Origin of the sequence: Arthrobacter methylotrophus (genome assembly GCF_039539965.1) — a bacterium.
Taxonomy (GTDB): Bacteria; Actinomycetota; Actinomycetes; order Actinomycetales; family Micrococcaceae; genus Arthrobacter; species Arthrobacter methylotrophus.
This window is the reverse complement of sequence record NZ_BAABED010000001.1, coordinates 4205822-4223315: the sequence shown is the minus strand read 5'-3', so window position 1 is coordinate 4223315 and position 17494 is coordinate 4205822. Positions and strand designations below refer to the sequence as shown.

Sequence of the window (17494 nt, the reverse complement as noted above, 5' to 3'; positions counted from 1 at the left end):
CCCGCGTCAATTAGGGTTGAAGCATGACCGGAAGAGGGCTGCTGTAGTGGCAAAGCGTGGCAAGGGCAGGATCGCCGGACAAGTCGCCGGGGTCATTGAGGTACCGGCCGGCACGAAGCCCAACGGTCCGGTGGAGGGCGTGTATTACATCGACACCGGTGACTGCGAACTCGTCGCCGACCCGGACAACTCCAACGGTTGGCTCTTGAGGATCAACGGCGTGATGAGTTCGCACATCGATGTTGCAGAGCCGTTGTTCCTGGACTTCGAGTACATGCGTTGGATTGCGGCCCTGGTCGAATCCAAGTGGCCGCCCGAGTCGCGGCCGAAGCTGCGCGCCTTGCATCTTGGCGGGGGAGCATGCTCACTCGCCAGGTACTTCCATGCCGCTTACCCGGATGCGCGCCAAGTGGTGGTGGAGCTCGACGGCAAGCTGGCCGAATACGTCCGTGGTTGGTTCGATCTCCCCAAGGCCCCCTTGCTTCGAATCCGCGTGGGCGAAGCCAGGGAGGTCACCGAGAGCCTCACTCCGGACACCCGGGACCTCATCATCCGGGACGTCTTTGCCGGCGCCTTCACTCCCAGGTCACTGACAACCCGCGAATTCAACGATCACGCGCAGAGGGTGCTGGCTCCGGGTGGGCTCTATGTGGTGAATTCCGGCGATGCCCCGGACCTCAAGAACGCCCGCGAGGACGCCGCTACCATCGCGGACACGTTCGCGCACACCATGATCATCGCCGATCCCGCCATGCTCAAGGGGCGCCGGTACGGCAACATGATCATGGCGGGGAGCCACGAACCCTTCGGGGACGATCCTCAACTGGCCCGGAAGCTGCTCGGCGGAGCTGTTCCCGCGCACATCTGGAACGATGCCAAGGTCCGGGCGTTCGCCGTCGGAGCCCAGGTCCGGCACGACCCCCTGCCGAAACACAGGGGCGAACTGGCAGTTGATGCCCTTGAAACGCGAATTTAAGGGCATCAACTGCCAGTTCGCGCGGGGGTTAGTCCCGGCCGTGAGCGGGGTTTAGCGGCGGGCGAGCAGGAGCTCGCGGTGCGCGGCCGTCTCCTCTCGCAGGGCCTGCACGACGGCGGCAACGGCCGGGCGGCGCATCGAGTCGGGCCGGAGGACCATCCAGTAGGGGAGCAGCTCAGCGAAGTCCGAGGGCAGCAGCCGCACAAGGTCCGCGTGCCGGTCGGCCATGAAGCACGGCAGGAAGCCGATGCCTGCCCCGGCGCGCGTCGCCTCCACGTGGACGAAGACGTTGGTGGAGCTCAAGCCATCGCGCATGGAGGGGACCAGCCGGCGAGGGGCGTCGAGATCGTCCACTTGCAGCATCGAGTCCACGAAATAGACCAGTTGATGCTGCGTCAGCTCTTCCACGGTGCCGGGCACGCCGTGAAAGGCCAAGTACTCACGCGAGGCATACATCCCCAGCATGTACTCGCCCAACAGCAACGCCTCGGCCCGGTGCACTTGGGGTTCGCCCACCACAACCTCGACGTCCAGGCCGGAACGCTGCTGGAGCGCCCGGCGGGTCACGGTGATGATCTCGACCGTGAGCCCGGGGTGCACGCGCCGTAAGCGCGCCACGGCGGGCGCCGCGATGTACGCGCTGAAACCGTCGGTTGCGGTCATGCGTACGACGCCGGCAATGGGGTCCGGTGCGCGGTCCTCCGGTCCCAGCGTGCCCACCGCAGCTTCGATCCGCTCGGCTACGCCCACTGCCTCGGCTCCGAGCTCCGTCACTTCCCAGCCTCCGGCTGCCCGCGCCAGGACCCGGCCGCCGAGCGCTTTCTCGAGCGCGGCGATCCTTCGGGAAACGGTGGTGTGGTTCAGCCCCAGGGCTTGGGCCGCCGTCGTGAACTTTCCTGAGCGCGATACGGCGAGGAGGACCAGAAGGTCGTCGGGATTCGGGTTCATATCTGCAATTCTGCACATACTTGGTGCCTTTTTGGCCATTGAAGCGACAGAAATGTGCGGCAATACTCAGTGGAGCATTTCGTGTTGTGGATCACAACGCGTGTCAGCGCAGACACTAAGGAGTTGGAGATGAGCGTAGGACAACGCTCCGCAGGCGCCACGGCCTCAAGCAAAGGCACAGGCCTCAAGACGATCGTCGCCGCCTCGATGGTGGGCACCGTGGTGGAATGGTACGAATTCTTCCTGTACGCCACCGCAGCGACGCTGGTATTCGGCAAGTACTTCTTCCCGCCCACCGGCAACGATCTCGACGGCATCATCCAAGCATTCCTGACGTACGCGGTGGGATTCGTGGCCCGGCCGTTGGGCGGCATCGTCTTCGGCCAGATCGGCGACAGGCTCGGCCGCAAACCCACACTTCAGCTCACCATCGTGATTGTCGGCGTATCCACCTTCCTCATGGGCTGCCTGCCCGGTTTCGCCGACCTCGGGTACTGGGCGCCGGCCATGCTCGTGGCACTCCGCTTTATCCAGGGCTTCGCGCTGGGTGGCGAATGGGGTGGCGCCGTGCTCCTGGTGGCAGAACACAGCCCCAAGGAGTCCCGCGGATTCTGGTCGAGCTGGCCGCAGGCCGCCGTGCCGGTTGGCAACCTCCTCGCCACGCTGGTCCTGTTCATCATGTCCACTACCCTCAGCAGCGCAGCCTTCCTCGGCTGGGGATGGCGTGTGGCCTTCTGGCTCTCCGCCGTGATCGTCTTCGTGGGCTACTACATCCGCACCCACGTGACCGAAGCACCGATCTTCCTTGAGGCAAAAGCCCAGGTGGAGAAAGAACAGGCCGTGAGCTACGGCGTCGGCGAAGTCATCCGCAAGTACCCCAAGGGCATCCTGCAGGCCATGGGACTGAGGCTCGCCGAGAACATCATGTACTACCTCGTGGTGAGCTTCTCCATCGTCTACCTCAAAGCCGTGGACAAGTACGACACCTCGTCCTTGCTGCTCGCCCTGTTGATCGCACACGTCGCCCACTTCGTGATCATCCCCCAGCTAGGCAGGCTGGCAGACACCTGGGGGCGCAAGCCGGTCTACCTGATCGGTGCCATAAGCGGTGCCACCTGGCCGTTCTTCGCCTTCCCCATGTTCGACACCAAGAACCCCGTGGTGATCGTTGCCGCCGTGACCATCGGCCTGTGCCTCCACGCCTTCATGTACGCGGGACAGCCGGCCATCATGACCGAGCTCTTCCCCACCCGCATGCGCTACTCGGGCGTTTCCCTGGGCTCGCAGGTCACGTCGATCTTCGCTGGTTCGCTGGCCCCGCTCCTCGCGACCGAGTGGCTCAAGGACACCGGGTCATGGCTTCCCACTGCCGTCTACCTGGTGATCTCATGCGCCATTACCGCCGTCGTCGTGCTGACGCTCAAGGAGACCCGCGGCGTCGCGCTTGAAGACGTCGACAACGCCGATGCCATTCGCCACGGCCTTCCCGTGGGTGTCCGAGCATGACCCTGGAAGGCCGCAAGGCCCTGGTCACCGGCGGGGCGAGCGGCATCGGGGCAGCATGTGCTACAGCCCTCGCCGCCCGCGGCGCGAAGGTTGTAGTGGCCGACGTCGATGCGGCCGGAGCCGCGGCGCTCGCCGACACGTTGGGCGGCACCGCCTGGGCCGTCGACTTGCTCGACACGGAAGCGTTGGCGGGCCTCAGCCTGGATTGCGACATCCTCGTCAACAATGCCGGCATCCAGAAGGTTGCTCCCATCGAGGAGTTTGAACCGGCAGACTTCCGCCGCATCATGACCCTCATGCTCGAGGCGCCCTTCTTGCTCATCCGAGCCGCACTTCCGCACATGTACGCCAACGGCTTCGGCCGGATCATCAACATTTCTTCGGTCCACGGGCTGCGGGCATCGCCGTTCAAGAGCGCGTATGTCTCGGCGAAGCACGGACTCGAGGGTCTAAGCAAAGTCACCGCGCTCGAAGGCGGGCAGCATGGAGTCACCTCCAATTGCATCAATCCGGGGTACGTACGTACGCCCCTCGTCGAGAAGCAGATCGCGGACCAGGCCCTGCTGCACGATATCCCGGAGTCGGAGGTCCTCGCGAAGGTCATGCTGACGGAGTCAGCAGTGAAGCGCCTCGTGGAGCCGGAGGAAGTAGCGTCGCTGGCCGCGTGGATAGCGTCCGACGACGCCGGTATGGTCACCGGGGCAAGCTACACCATGGATGGGGGCTGGTCCGCCCGCTGACGCCGGCTCGGCCCGGCAACGGTTCGATGGTGGTTACCGGGGCGAATCATCTGTGGTGCCGTAGGCTTGTATCGCACGAGGGGAAGCGAATATGGGTCTCGATCCGGTCAGTCTGAAGATAGCTCTGGGTGTCGTCGCGTTTACCCTCTGCCTGCTGTTTTTCGGTGCGTTCCGCCGGACCCGCTCTCCGTATAGCGGCTGGTGGTGCCTCGCCTTGGTGTTCCTTCTTTCGGGGAACGTGGCGTACTTGCTCAGCGGGACGTCACAGCAAATCTGGGCGGTCCCCCTTGGCAGCACTTTGCTGGTGTCGGGGTCCTTCAGCGTGTGGGCGGGTTCGCGTTCGTTGCGTTTGCTCCCGATGCCGTGGTGGCAGCTCCTCACGGGACCCATCGTCACCGCTGTGGCCGCTGCGCTCGAGAACCCTGCAACGAATGTATGGTCCGGCGGACTCGTGTATCTGGCCATGATGTCCATGGGCATGGGCTTGGCAACGGTTGAACTGTGGCGTTTGAAGCCCAGCGCATCACACGCCCACCGGTCCCTGGCAGCGGCCGCGGGAGTCCTCGCCGCATTCTTTCTCTGCCAAGGGGTCGCGTACCTCGTGGAAGGACCCGACGGGCCGGACTTCGGCACCTATCTCAGCTCGGCAAGCACCAGCGTAGTCACCTTGGTGCTGCTGGTCTCGGTGTCCTTCAGCATGACGGCGCTGAGCAACGAGCAGCTGATTAATGGGCTGAACGAACGCGCAACACACGACGGCCTGACGGGGCTCCTCAACCGCACGGCCTTCATGGAGTTGGCCACGCAGGAAATCAACAGATTGCACTCTGCAGGCTCGGTCTCCACTTTGATCCTTGCCGACCTCGACCACTTCAAGGCCGTTAATGACAGCCATGGCCACGCCGCGGGCGACACGGCCATCCAGGCATTTGCCGCCGCGTGCCGGGCCTCGGTCCGCAACACGGATCTCGTCGGACGGTATGGCGGAGAGGAATTCACCATCCTGCTTCCAGGAGCCAACGTGGAGAGCGCCGAGATCGTTGCGAGCGAAATCAGCCGCCGTTTGGCCGCGGCAAAGTCCTCGGAGGGCATCACATTCCCCACTGTGAGCTACGGCATCGCGCCCAGCACGGCGAACGACGCCGAGATAACGCACATGATCGCGGCCGCTGATAAAGCCCTGTACCAGGCGAAGTCCCTCGGGCGGAACCGCGTGGTCTGTGCAACGTCCTAACGTCGGCGCCTGTCAATCGTGCTGCTGGCGGCCGTCGTCGCGCGCCTTTTGCTCGGCCTCGTCCACGGCAGCATGTTCAATGTAGGACTCCACCGCCGATTCCGGAACGCGGTAGGACCGCCCGAAGCGGACTGCATGGATAGCGTGCGAATTCACGAGGCGGTAAACAGTCATCCTGGATACCCGCAAGGCCTCGGCGACCTCTGCGATTGTCATGAAACGGTTGGCTGGAAAGCCGGCGGCGGACATGTTCACCACGGCTTCCGCAACTGGCGGTAGTCGTAGTAGACAACAGCCCCGGCCGTGGGGGCGGTTGTCCGCAACCCGATCGATGAGCCGTTGATGGCGGTTACTACGCCTTCCTGGCAGCCGTTGAAAGGATCGTCACCGGACACGTAGTCGCCAACTTTGAAAGGGGACGACGCCGCTTTGGCCAGCTCCGCTGCCCGGGAAAGTGCTTGGCGCAGTCGTGGGCTCAGCACGAATCGGCGCCACTGCAAAACAGGCACCAACACCCCTAGGGTGTCTCTTGATCGGGGATCAAGCATGAGAACCACTCCTTCCAGCCCGGTTGTGCCCACGGTAGGCGCCTAACACTCGCGACGCAGGAGTGACTTTCACCCGTTTTGCCACACAGGCCACTCACGGCACTTAGTCAACTACTCGGATGGATCCTCGGCCTCCGCAAGTGGTGAGCCGAGTAGTACCGGCAAAAGACGGGTAGGCGCCACGCATGCCAGGCCGGGCGAACGGTCCCTAGGCTCAAGGCAAATGTTCCGTCAGTTCCGGGGGCTGTTCGGTATCCCCGTTCTGCGTGCCGTTACGGTTCCTTGAGCCGCAGCCAGATGGGGTCTGTCTATGAACTTGTCCAATCCGTCCACTCAAGAGAAGCTCAAGCCGCGGGTCATTCCGACGGCGGGCTCCCGCCGTCGTCGTTCCCGTGCGATCGCGGCCGTTGCCGCCATCGCCCTGGCCAGCGTCGGGCTGGTAGTGGCGGCCCCCGCCGCGCAAGCTGCCAATCCCACCGTGGTTTCCCTGACGTTCGACGACGGGAATGCGGACCAGCTGAACGCGGCCCAAACGATGAAGGCCCAAGGCATGGCAGGGACGTTCTTCATCACCTCCGGATTCACGGACAATCCCGGCTACCTGTCCGTTGCGGACCTCCACGGACTTGTCGCGGACGGCAACGAGATCGGCGGTCACACCGTAACCCACCCCGACTTGATCACCTTGCCTGCGGACGAAGCCAAGCGTCAGATCTGCAACGACAGGGTGAACCTGAGCAACTGGGGGTTCTCGATCACCGACTTCGCCTACCCCTTTGCTTCGGAGAACGCAGCGGCCGAGACCATCGCGCAGGGTTGCGGCTACAACAGCGCCCGTGGCCTTGGTGATATCAAGACGCGCTTCAGTTGTTCCACCTGCGCCCTGGCTGAGACGATGCCGCCGGCCAATCCCTACAACACCGCGGCGCCCGATGAGGTGGATTCCACGTGGACGCTGGCGGATCTGCAGACCTCGGTCACCCAAGCCGAGGCGGCCGGCGGCTGGGTGCAGCTGACCTTCCACCACATTGATGCGAACAGCACGGACCCCTTGAACATCCAACCAGCCCTCTTCGACCAATTCCTGACATGGCTCAAGGCACGTCCCGCAACGACCACGGTGAAGACCGTCAACCAAGTGATCGGCGGAGCGGTCAAGCCGCTGGTCGCCGGCCCGGCGGTGCCTCCCCAGGCACCTAGTGGCAACCTTGTGCAGAACCCTGGGCTGGAGACCCTGGTGAGCGGAATGCCGCAATGCTGGTTCGCCGGTGGCTATGGCACCAATACGCCCAGCTACTCCGTGGTCAGCCCTGGCCGGACGGGCGCGGTCGCCGAGAAGCTCGTGATGACCGGTTACGTGGACGGCGACGCGAAATTGTTGCCGGCCCTGGACCTGGGCGGGTGCTCGCCCACCGCAACTGAGGGGCATCAATACAACATCGGAGCCTGGTACACGTCCACCGTGCCCACGCAATTCACCCTGTACTACAGAACTGGCTTGGGCTCCTGGAAGTACTGGACATCCAGCCCATGGTTTGCTGCGGCGACGAGCTACCAAAAGGCTGCGTGGACCACGCCCGCACTCCCGGCGGGAGCAAACGGAATCAGCTTCGGCTTGAACCTCTTCAGCAACGGCACTCTCATCACCGATGACTACGAAATGTTTGACACCGCCACAGCGCCTGCCCCGACACCACCGGCTCCCGGCACCAACCTGGTGCAGAACGCCGGCCTTGAGACGGCGGGAATCGGCTGGGCACCGCAATGCTGGCAGACCGGGGGCTATGGAACGAACACCCCGGGCTTCAGCACCGTGCCAGCTGCGCACAGCGGCACGACGGCGGTCCAACTCACTGTCAGTGGTTACACCGACGGCGACGCCAAACTGCTCCAGACAATGGACAACGGCAGCTGCGCTCCGCCGGCCATCGCCGGCCACAGCTATTCGCTCAGGACCTGGTACACGTCGACGGCGGTGACCCAGTTTACGGTGTACTACCGGGATGCTACGGGCACTTGGGTCTATTGGACCTCGAGTCCCTGGCTGGCGGCGTCGGACACCTATACCCAAGCCAGCTTCACCACTCCCGTGCTACCGGACGGTGCCACAGCCGTGAGCTTCGGCCTGAACCTTTTCAGCAACGGCACGCTGACTACTGACGACTACGCCATGTACGACACGGTCGGGGCGCCGGCAATGTGAAACATCGGGAGCTTCACGTATGGGAGGGCACGGCCGTTGGCCGCGCAAAGGTCAGGGAAATGAGCTGGGAACAATGAAACAAGCGGCAAAAGCAGGAATCGTGGTTGCGGGCGTGGTTGCGGTGGGATTGGCCGGCGCGATCACCTTCAACGCCACACAGACAGCATCCCACGCAGATGCCGGCGCCCCGCCGTCGGCCACCGCAAGCGCGGCGCCCTCCGCAACGGGCTCCGCCAAGGCGCCGAGCGCCGGTGCTGCCGCCAACCCCTCAGTCAGCGCTGCGCCCTCAAGTCAGGCCGCGACCCCGGCGGCGTCCGCTCCGGGCAGCGCGAAGCCTGACGTTCCGGTTACACCAGCGTCGGCTGCGCCTGTTCCCGCCGTGCCGGCTCCGGCAGCACCGGGGCTCGACGCCTCGGGGGTCCAGCGCATCGAGAATGCTTGCACAGCCCGGCTGCAAAGCGATGCCAGCCACTCTTCAATCGTGACCGGAACGGTGGTGCCCCGGCCATTCACCATTGTTTCCGTCGCCTTCTCCGGAACCCCGGCACGGTCAACGGCGGCCTCCGGAAAGGCGTCGTACGACGTCCTGATGAAGATCACCACGAAGCTTGTCGATGGTCCTTCCCAGGACGGAGTGCGTGTCTGCCGGGTCTATGATTCAGATTCGCGCGTGGATTGGATTCCGGCCGGCTGAGAAGTTTCATCGACCAGTTCCGCCCGCATAAGCCCGCCACCGCGGACCCACAACCTGTAGGCCAGCACCAGCAGCCCGAGCCATAATGCGCCCACATATAAGGCAACGCGGGTGTCCTCGAAGACGCCAAGAATCACGATTACCAAGGCCATGAAGGCGATGGTCAACACCGACGCGGCCGGCCACCAGGGAGATGCGAATTCCGACGCCGGTAAGCCCCTGAGCTTGATCTCCCGCTTCATGGCGACGTGCGATGCGAGGATCATGACCCACACCCACACCGTCGCGAAGGTTGCGATGGAGGCAATCACCAGGAACACGTTTTCGGGGATCACGGCGTTGAGCACCACGCCCACCAGGAGGATGCCGCCCATCAGGACCACGGTCATCCATGGAACCCCGTGGCGCGAGATCTTGCCGAAGCTCTTCGGAGCATGTCCCTGCTGGGAGAGTCCGAAGAGGATGCGTCCGGCGCCGAAAATATCGCTATTAATGGCGGACAGCGCCGACGTGATGACCACCGCATTGAGGATGTGGGGAGCGGCGGGGATGCCGAGGCCACTGAAGATCTGCACGAACGGGCTGCCGTTGTTTCCGATCTCGTTCCAAGGGAACAGGCTCATGAGCACGCCGAGGGTGAGGACGTAGAACAGCAGGACGCGCACCGGCACCGTGTTGACGGCCTGCGGAATGACTTTCTTGGGGTCGGCGGCTTCGCCTGCGGTGATGCCGATCGTTTCGATCCCGCCAAAGGCGAACATGACGACGGCGAACGAGGCCAGGAGCCCTTCGAAGCCGTTCGGGAACAGGCCTCCGTGGTCAACGAGGTTCCCCACACCTGGTGCCACACCGCCGTCGCCCGAGTGGAAGCCGAACACGATGATCCCCGCCCCGCCCGCAATCATGGCAATGATCGCCACCACCTTGATGAGGGAGAACCAAAACTCAAGCTCCCCGAAAACCTTGACGCTCAGGAGGTTCATGGCGCCAAGGAGCAGGATAATCGCCAGGACCCAGATCCATCGGTCCACGTGCGGGAACCAGAAGCCCATGTAGATGCTGAAGGCGGTCACGTCCGCGATCGCCACGATGGCCATTTCGAAGACATAGGTCCAGCCGGTGATGAACCCGGCGAGCGGTCCGAGGTAGCGGCTGGCGTACTGGCCGAATGAGCCGGAGACTGGATGGCGGACAGCCATTTCGCCGAGGGCCCGCATCACCATGAAGACGGCGGCGCCACCGATGATGTACGCGAACAGGACGGCCGGGCCTGCCTTTTGGATGGCGGAAGCAGAGCCGTAGAAGAGCCCTGTTCCGATGGCCGATCCGAGGGCCATAAAGCGGATGTGGCGGACGTTGAGGCCGCGGCTGAGAACAGTGCTTACCATGCCTTCGACGGCTTGGACCGCTGGTGTCCTGACGGCTGTTGGTGCCTGCTGCATACGAATACCTTCTCGTCATTGGGAGGGGACTGGTATCCAGCACACCATTTCGCGGCGGGTTGTGATGGGTCTCACGGCACATTGTTGTCTCGGTTCTCAGACGCTGCCGCGCGATGCAGGGGCCATGGAGCGTGAAGTCTGCAGGCCCTGGTCGATTGCAGCCTGCCTTCCTATCTACGCCTGTAAAGAGGAACGCAGCCTAGACCGGTATGACTGCGGGTTGGCCAAGCAGCTCGCCGGCCAGTTCCAGGGCGAGGTGGTCGGTAACTTGGCCGTAGAGCAGTACGCCCTTGTCCGCGCTGGACCCGGCTGCCGATGAAAGGCAGCCGGTGGCCGGCGTCCGCTCCGGCACTACGGGGAGCCGGTCGAAGCGGGGGAGAACGGCGGCGGGGCCATCGACCAGCCGGTCCATGGCCACACGAGCCGGCTCAAGGTGGAGCATGAGCGAGGTTTCCAGGACACCGCCGTGCTCGATCTCCCAACCCGGGAAGCCGTCGGGGTAGACCCGGGCCAGCGTGTCCTGGCTGACAAAGTCCCAGTAGGAAAGCAGCAGCACGCTCTGTTCCGCCCCCGGGCCGATTCCCAGCTCTTCCAAGGCCAGGTCGATCCCCTCGTAGAGGAACTGGTAGTTCTCAAAGTGCCCATTGATAAAGACCACGTGCCGGACGCCTTGGTTAAGGAAGGACTTGACCAGATTGCGCGCGACACCGATGAGTGCGGCACCGTCCAGGCTGGTGGTTCCGGGGAGGTGATTGCCGCCGCCGGACTTCTGCTGTGACTTGTACCCATAGGCGATGGGCTGGGCAACGAGTGCCCCGAGGCGTTTGGCGACACCCTCTGCGAAATGCGAAGACAGGATAGTGTCCGTTCCTAGCGGCAGGTGCGGTCCGTGCTGCTCTAGCGAACCGACAGGGATGAGGACTATCGCCTCTCCGGACGCCAGGGCTTCGCGGTAGGTAAAGGCGTCCAGGTCTTCCAGAAATACTGACTTGTTCATATTGGGGGTGTTCCTCGGTAAAGGCCGCTGGCCAATGGCAGGTACTTCGGCGGCCGGGTGGGTGGTGGGGAAGGTCTTAGGCCGTGAGCGCCGGCTCGGGAGCCGGAACCTTTTCCTCGCAGGCGTCACCGTGCTCAGCCAGCACGGCATCCTCATCCAGTCCAACCCGGATGCCGAGTGGCACTCCCGCCTTGATGCGCTTGCGGAAGCGGGGGTAGCCGAGTGCGAAGTAGACGACCGATGCGGTGAGGGTGCCGGCCAGCCAGGACAGATCGATGCCGCCCATGGCCGTGGCGATAGGGCCTTGGAGGGCCGGGATCCCGCCGTACATGAACATCCAGGTCATGATGATGCCTGCGAAGAAGGCGATGAATGCTATGGGATTGACGGATTTCAGGGCCGTGGACTTTGAATCCAGGAACAGGTAGGAATAGTCCTTGTGGTGGCGCTCAAAAATGAAGTAGTGGACGGCCATGATGCCACCCCAGGTGGCCACCCAAGCCACAATGGTCCCGAGCCAAGTATCGAGTATCGTCGCAAAGTCCTCGGCAAACATGAAGGCTATGACGGCAACCATGGACAAGATGCCGACGAGGATCGATAGCTTGCGTCGGGAGATCTTTACATCCAGTGCCTGGAAAGCGACGCCGAACGTGTAGAGGTTGATGATGTTGGTGGCGATAGGGCCGTGAATCACCAGCAGGATCACCGGGATGGCCATGGTACCGAAGTTGGAGACGATCAGTTCCCCTGGATCGGCCGAGCCGTTCTTTGTTGCGAGGCTGGCGCCAAGGATGCCCAGCCAGACTACAGGCAGGAACTGGCCCAGGACGCTGACCGTGAACAGCTTGGCCGGCTTGACCTTGCGGCTAACGAAGCGGGAGTAGTCCGGGGCGTAGGTGAACCAACCGATTCCCCACCCGATGCCGATGACGGTCATGATCGCGGACATAGCGGCGATTCGCGGCATGCCCTCCAAAACTGCTCCGGCGGGGCCCGCGTAGCCCCAATTAATGTCAAGGTGTGTCCAGGCGATGATGGACATCGCAACCAGGACGATGATGGTTGGTGGCATTGTGAGGCGTTCAAACTTGGCGATGGCCCGGTATCCGCGGTAGCAGATGGCCACTTGAATACTCATGATGACGGCCGCAACGGCGATGCGAACCAAGAGGTTGCGCTGGCTTGGGTCCACCCAGCCGATCATGCCGAACAGGGCCATGACCAGGTCCAGGATGACCCAGGTGTTCACGGCGGACCAGCCAATGGCGATGGTCGCCTGGATGGCGGCCGGGAGGTAGGCGCCGCGCCGGCCGAAGGCCCCGCGTGCCAGGAGCATGCCTGTGGCGCCCGTCCGCTGGCCAAGGATGACGAAGAATCCAAAGCCGGCCATGCCAATGGCATTTCCTGCGATCAACACGATGAGGGTGTCACGGAGGCCCAGGCCAAGCTGGATGCCGAGGGCCCCGAGAATCCAGTTGATGGGGGCGACATTGGCTCCCGCCCAGATCCAGAACTGGCCTGAGAGTTTGTTGGTTCGTGCCGATTCAGGGATGGGCTGCAGAACATCTTCGACCTCGATGGTCGCCGATTCGTTCGACCGTTGTTTGGTGCGGTTCATGCCGTACTCGATTCACTACATTGTGAGGGGAATGCAATCTTGCTCCAGCCTATTGGTGACTTGGCCCACAATACAGAGACATAATGAGTACACTTATTCATTATCAGATGACTAAATGTCGCCATCCAATCTTTGGACGTCCATGATCACCCTTGCTGAAGTCCTTGCCTCGGCGCCCATGTCCGCCGCGGACCCGCGGCTGTGCAGCAATGTCCCGGGTACGCTGGCGCGAGTCGTCCGCTGGGTGCATTCAAGCGAGGTGCTCGAAATTGCCCCGCTCCTGCGCGGAGGGGAGCTGCTGCTCTCGGGTGGCGAGACGCTACTGGCCCTTCCTGCGGGCGAGCAGCTTGATTATGTCCGCAGCCTGGCGGGGCGGAACGTCACGGCCCTGGCCGTGCAGACGGCCGGTCGGGTGGCCCCGCTGCCGGACGGGCTGATTGCCGCCGCCAATGAGAGCGGGCTGCCGTTGATCGAACTGCGCGCGGTGGCGCCGTTCGTTGACATTGCCGAGGCGGTGAACCGCAGGGTGGTCAATGAACAGGCGGATGCCCACCTCGTGGTTGACGACATCTCCCGCCGGATTGCACGCCAGATCACCGACAGGGGCCCCCACCTGCCCACCATACTTGGACTGGTGGCGACGGGGTTGGCGGCACAGGTGTCGCTGGCCGCTGTTGATGGACTGCCGCTGGGCCATGCGGGCAGCGCGGTTGAACAGCAGGGGTCAATGGCCGTGGCCGACATTGTGGTCGGCGGGCAGCTTGCTGCCCAGCTCACGCTGCGGTCCCCGTCGCCGGATCCCTTCCTGTTGGAGCTGGCGGCCGACCGACTGTCCGGCATCCTGGCCCTGGCTTTGGCGCAGGCCTTCCGCCCCACGCCGGCCCAAGTGGCCGAGGCGCGCCTGCTGGAGTCGGTGATCGAGGGTGGAGACCCGGCCGACGTCCGGCGGATGTGGCTGCAGTCCGGGCTGCAGCCCGGCCATGGAGCGGTTGTGGCCGTATTCCGAACGCCCGGCAGGGGGGAAGTCAACTTCTCCGCCGTCGAACGTGCCCTGCGTGCTGGGGGAGTGAACGTGAAATCACACCTGCGGGACGGGGAGCTGGTGGTGCTTTTCGCCCTGGGACCGAACAATGCACGGGCGGCGCGCGAAGCGCTGATTATGGCGGCGCGGGAGGCTGTGGGCGGCTCTGACATCTGCGCGTCCTTCGGGCCGAACGTGGTTGACGGCCTCAGTGCGCATGAGTCTTATGTGGAGGCACGGGAAATCCTGGGACTCGACATGCCAGCCGTGGGCCAAGTGCTTGACGCCATGGAGTTCCTGGGCCGGCGAATATTCGGTGCGGTGCCCGATCCTGCATTTTTGGACTTATATGTGCGCTCAAGTCTGGGGGAGTTGCTGGAGTGGGACCGGAAGCATGGCACGGACCTGCTGGCAACGCTGGTTTGCTGGCTGGGATTGGGATGCAACACGACGGCTTCCGCCGCGACATTAAACATTGAACGGCAGACCATGCACAAGCGCCTGAACAAGATCCAGGAACTCTTGGGCGGGGACCCGCGTACCTCCGGCAGGTTGTTTGACATCCACATTGCCGCCAAGGCGGCAGCCAACGGGGTTGCCGGGTCTGTGGGGACATGACGGGACCGGCTAAAGCATGTCTGATCCAATAGGATCGCAATTGTCTGGTATTCCAGACAATTGGGTTTGTGATTGGCCTTGCGACCCTTCGTAGGGGGCGCACGCTTAAGTACGGGATCACGGACGCCCGCCTGATGGCCTGCGCCAGCCGGGCGTCCGGATACTTCCGTGGACTCGAAGAGGAGCTATGACCATACAGTCGTCCACCCAACGCCGGGCCGCTTCCAAGGTTCCCGCCGCCGAGAACACTTTGCGCATCCTGAAGCTGCTCGCTTCCCGACGCGGCCCGATGGCGGCGTCCCACATAGCCACTGCGCTGGACCTGCCCCGATCCAGCGTCTATCACCTGCTTGGCGTCATGGAGGCCAACGGCTTCGTCTTGCACCTTCATGAGGAGCAGCGTTACGGGCTGGGCATCAGTGCCTTTGAACTCAGTTCGGCGTACTCGCGGCAAGAGCCGTTGTCCCGGCTCGGCCGCCCCGTACTGGCCGCCCTCGTCGATTCAATCGGCGAGAGCGCGCATTTGGCGGTGCTCCATGGCCGCGACGTGCTGTACATCGTGGAGGAGCGCGCCAAGAACCGTCCGTCCCTGGTGACCGACGTCGGGGTCCGGCTTCCCAGCCACCTCACTGCCAGCGGCCGCGCCATCCTGGCCGCCTTGCCGAAATCGCAGGTGAGGGCCCTGTATCCGAATGCGGCGGCATTCACGGCCCGGCACGAGATGGAATCGCCCATCATGAAGTACTCGGCCCTGTCCTCGCACCTGGACCAAGTCCGTCAGCGCGGCTACGCCACCGAACACGGCGAAGTCACCCCCGGCTTCGGCTCGGTGGCTGCCGCCGTCACCGACCATTTGGGATGGCCGACGGCGGCAGTCGCCGTGACCTTCCTCGAGGACCGGGTGCCAGCCGAGGATTGGCCCGCCCTCGCCGCACGAATCCAAAAGACGGCGGACGAGCTGTCGGTGCGCATCCACGGCCGCCCCGCCTAGCCTCCCGGCAACCCCACCCAACTAGCTCGCAATCGTTGTCGTTATGAGCCCTCAAAACGACATTAACTGCGAGTCAGTTGAGTCTGGTATTCCGGACAGGACCCTTCATAAAGCCGTTCCAAGAAGGATGCGGAGGGGCTCTACTGGATACAGAAGGACTTACATCCAGCAACCTCCAGAGACGAAGGAGTCATCATGGCACCCGCCGATTTCACCACCGGAGCCCGTCCGGTCAAGGCCGCCCGCGGCACCAAGCTCACTGCCAAGTCCTGGCAGACCGAGGCGCCTTTGCGCATGCTGATGAACAACCTGGACCCGGAGGTCGCCGAACACCCGGATGACCTGGTCGTCTATGGCGGCACAGGCCGTGCCGTCCGTTCATGGGCCGCGTTCGACGCGATCACCCGCACCCTGGAAACCATGGAGAAGGACGAGACCCTGCTGGTCCAGTCCGGCAAGCCCGTCGGCGTCTTCCGCACCCACGAATGGGCACCCCGGGTGCTTTTGGCCAACTCCAACCTCGTGGGCGATTGGGCAACGTGGCCCGAGTTCCGGCGCCTCGAGGCCGAAGGCCTGATGATGTACGGGCAGATGACCGCCGGGTCCTGGATTTACATCGGCACCCAGGGGATCCTGCAGGGCACCTACGAGACGTTTGCCGCCGTCGGGAACAAACTCGGGGCCGCAAGGCATGACGCTGCCGGTCGCCTGGCCGCCGTCGCCGAAGGCTCCACGGAAGGCCCGCTGGCCGGGACCCTGACCCTGACCGGCGGTTGCGGCGGCATGGGCGGCGCCCAACCCTTGGCTGTCACCCTCAACGGCGGCGCGTGCCTGATCGTCGACGTCGACGAGAGCCGCCTGCGCCGCCGTGCCGGCAAGCGCTACCTGGACGAGGTCGAAACCGATCTCGACGCCGCGATCGCCAAGGTCGTCAAGGCCAAGGAAGCGCGCCGCGGTTGGTCCGTGGGCTACGTCGGAAACGCTGCCGAGGTGTTCCCGGAACTCTTGCGCCGTCACAAGGCCGGCGAGCTGACCATCGACGTCGTCACCGACCAGACGTCCGCGCATGACCCGCTGTCCTACCTGCCCGAGGGCATCACCGTGACCGACTGGCACGCCGAGGCAGAGGCGGACCCGGAAGGCTTCACGAAAAAGGCCCAGGCCTCCATGGCCCGGCACGTGCAGGCCATGGTGGAGTTTCAGGACGCCGGCGCCGAGGTCTTCGACTACGGCAACTCGATCCGCGACGAGGCCCGCAAGGGCGGCTACGGCCGGGCGTTCGAGTTTCCCGGTTTCGTCCCGGCCTACATTCGTCCGCTGTTCTGCGAGGGCCTTGGTCCGTTCCGCTGGGTCGCGCTGTCCGGTGACCCCGAAGACATCGCCGTGACCGATGCGGCGATCAAGGAACTGTTCCCGGAGAACACCCACCTGCACAAGTGGCTCGATGCTGCTGCCGAGCGGGTCGAGTTCGAAGGCTTGCCGGCGAGGATCTGCTGGCTCGGTTACGGCGAACGGGCCAAGGCCGGCCTGCTCTTCAACCAGCTCGTGAAGGAGGGCAAGGTCAAGGCTCCCATCGTGATCGGCCGCGACCACTTGGACTCCGGTTCGGTCGCCTCCCCGTACCGGGAAACCGAGTCCATGGCCGACGGCTCCGACGCGATTGCCGACTGGCCCTTGCTGAACGCCCTGCTCAACACGTCCTCCGGCGCGACCTGGGTCTCGATCCACCATGGCGGCGGCGTGGGTATCGGCCGCTCCCTGCACGCCGGGCAGGTTTCTGTTGCCGACGGCACCGAGCTCGCTGCCGAGAAGCTCGAACGCCTCCTCACCAACGACCCCGGCATGGGCGTCATCCGCCATGTCGACGCCGGCTACCCGCGCGCCGTCGAAGTCGCAAGGGAACGCGGCGTCCGCATCCCCATGAACGAATCCACCCCAACTAGCTCGCACTAGAT

16 protein-coding genes are annotated in these 17494 nt (G+C 64.0%); 10 read left to right on the top strand and 6 right to left on the bottom strand.

Annotated elements, in window-relative coordinates:
* The first annotated feature begins 46 nt into the window (after positions 1–46).
* Positions 47–976 carry a spermidine synthase gene (locus ABD884_RS21745; RefSeq protein ID WP_345051741.1) on the top strand — a complete coding sequence of 310 codons (930 nt, stop codon included), beginning with the start codon at positions 47–49 and terminating at the stop codon, positions 974–976.
* A gap of 51 nt (positions 977–1027) precedes the next feature.
* Here the strand turns inward: ABD884_RS21745 and ABD884_RS21740 are convergent, their stop codons facing one another.
* Entirely contained in the window at positions 1028–1924 is an 897-nt protein-coding gene (locus tag ABD884_RS21740) for a LysR family transcriptional regulator (RefSeq protein ID WP_345051738.1), read from the bottom strand.
* 129 nt (positions 1925–2053) lie between these two features.
* Between ABD884_RS21740 and ABD884_RS21735 the strand changes: the two genes are divergently transcribed.
* From ABD884_RS21735 to ABD884_RS21725, 3 genes are all read left to right on the top strand, one after another.
* Positions 2054–3430 (top strand): MFS transporter, encoded by a 1377-nt coding sequence (locus ABD884_RS21735; RefSeq protein WP_345051733.1) that lies wholly within the window; start codon positions 2054–2056, stop codon positions 3428–3430.
* On the top strand, positions 3427–4170 hold the full coding sequence (locus tag ABD884_RS21730; protein ID WP_345051730.1) for a 3-hydroxybutyrate dehydrogenase: 744 nt from the start codon (positions 3427–3429) through the stop codon (positions 4168–4170). The genes ABD884_RS21735 and ABD884_RS21730 overlap by 4 nt, the downstream gene beginning before the upstream one ends.
* A 91-nt stretch (positions 4171–4261) precedes the next feature.
* Positions 4262–5404 (top strand): GGDEF domain-containing protein, encoded by a 1143-nt coding sequence (locus ABD884_RS21725; protein WP_345051727.1) that lies wholly within the window; start codon positions 4262–4264, stop codon positions 5402–5404.
* 12 nt (positions 5405–5416) lie between these two features.
* Here ABD884_RS21725 and ABD884_RS21720 read toward each other — a convergent pair whose 3' ends face one another.
* A complete protein-coding gene (locus ABD884_RS21720; RefSeq protein ID WP_345051724.1) occupies positions 5417–5620 on the bottom strand; it encodes a helix-turn-helix domain-containing protein in 204 nt (67 codons plus the stop codon).
* 35 nt (positions 5621–5655) lie between these two features.
* On the bottom strand, positions 5656–5985 hold the full coding sequence (locus ABD884_RS21715) for a hypothetical protein (protein WP_345051721.1): 330 nt from the start codon (positions 5983–5985) through the stop codon (positions 5656–5658).
* 277 nt (positions 5986–6262) lie between these two features.
* Here ABD884_RS21715 and ABD884_RS21710 point away from each other — a divergent pair, with 277 nt between their 5' ends.
* Together ABD884_RS21710 and ABD884_RS21705 are read left to right on the top strand one after the other, a co-directional pair.
* The gene (locus tag ABD884_RS21710) at positions 6263–8155 is read left to right on the top strand and encodes a polysaccharide deacetylase family protein (protein WP_345051717.1); all 1893 of its coding nucleotides are present in this window, start codon (positions 6263–6265) and stop codon (positions 8153–8155) included.
* A 73-nt stretch (positions 8156–8228) separates the two neighbouring features.
* Positions 8229–8849, top strand: a complete 621-nt coding sequence (locus tag ABD884_RS21705; RefSeq protein ID WP_345051714.1) for a hypothetical protein — start codon at positions 8229–8231, stop codon at positions 8847–8849.
* Here the strand turns inward: ABD884_RS21705 and ABD884_RS21700 are convergent.
* From ABD884_RS21700 to ABD884_RS21690, 3 genes are all read right to left on the bottom strand, one after another.
* Positions 8807–10291, bottom strand: a complete 1485-nt coding sequence (locus ABD884_RS21700; protein WP_376954274.1) for an amino acid permease — start codon at positions 10289–10291, stop codon at positions 8807–8809. The two genes, ABD884_RS21705 and ABD884_RS21700, sit on opposite strands and share 43 nt — an antisense overlap.
* Positions 10292–10490: 199 nt before the next feature.
* The gene (locus tag ABD884_RS21695; protein ID WP_345051711.1) at positions 10491–11288 is read right to left on the bottom strand and encodes a creatininase; all 798 of its coding nucleotides are present in this window, start codon (positions 11286–11288) and stop codon (positions 10491–10493) included.
* Between the two features lie 76 nt (positions 11289–11364).
* Positions 11365–12909, bottom strand: coding sequence for a purine-cytosine permease family protein (locus ABD884_RS21690; protein ID WP_345051708.1), 1545 nt, complete (start codon positions 12907–12909; stop codon positions 11365–11367).
* A gap of 142 nt (positions 12910–13051) precedes the next feature.
* Between ABD884_RS21690 and ABD884_RS21685 the strand changes: the two genes are divergently transcribed.
* From ABD884_RS21685 to ABD884_RS21670, 4 genes are all read left to right on the top strand, one after another.
* Positions 13052–14548, top strand: coding sequence for a PucR family transcriptional regulator (locus ABD884_RS21685; RefSeq protein ID WP_345051704.1), 1497 nt, complete (start codon positions 13052–13054; stop codon positions 14546–14548).
* A 68-nt stretch (positions 14549–14616) separates the two neighbouring features.
* Positions 14617–14739 (top strand): hypothetical protein, encoded by a 123-nt coding sequence (locus tag ABD884_RS21680; protein ID WP_345051702.1) that lies wholly within the window; start codon positions 14617–14619, stop codon positions 14737–14739.
* On the top strand, positions 14736–15539 hold the full coding sequence (locus tag ABD884_RS21675; RefSeq protein ID WP_345051699.1) for an IclR family transcriptional regulator: 804 nt from the start codon (positions 14736–14738) through the stop codon (positions 15537–15539). Before ABD884_RS21680 ends, ABD884_RS21675 begins: the two co-directional genes overlap by 4 nt.
* A gap of 195 nt (positions 15540–15734) precedes the next feature.
* Entirely contained in the window at positions 15735–17492 is a 1758-nt protein-coding gene (locus ABD884_RS21670; protein ID WP_345051696.1) for a urocanate hydratase, read from the top strand.
* The last annotated feature ends 2 nt before the right edge of the window (positions 17493–17494 follow it).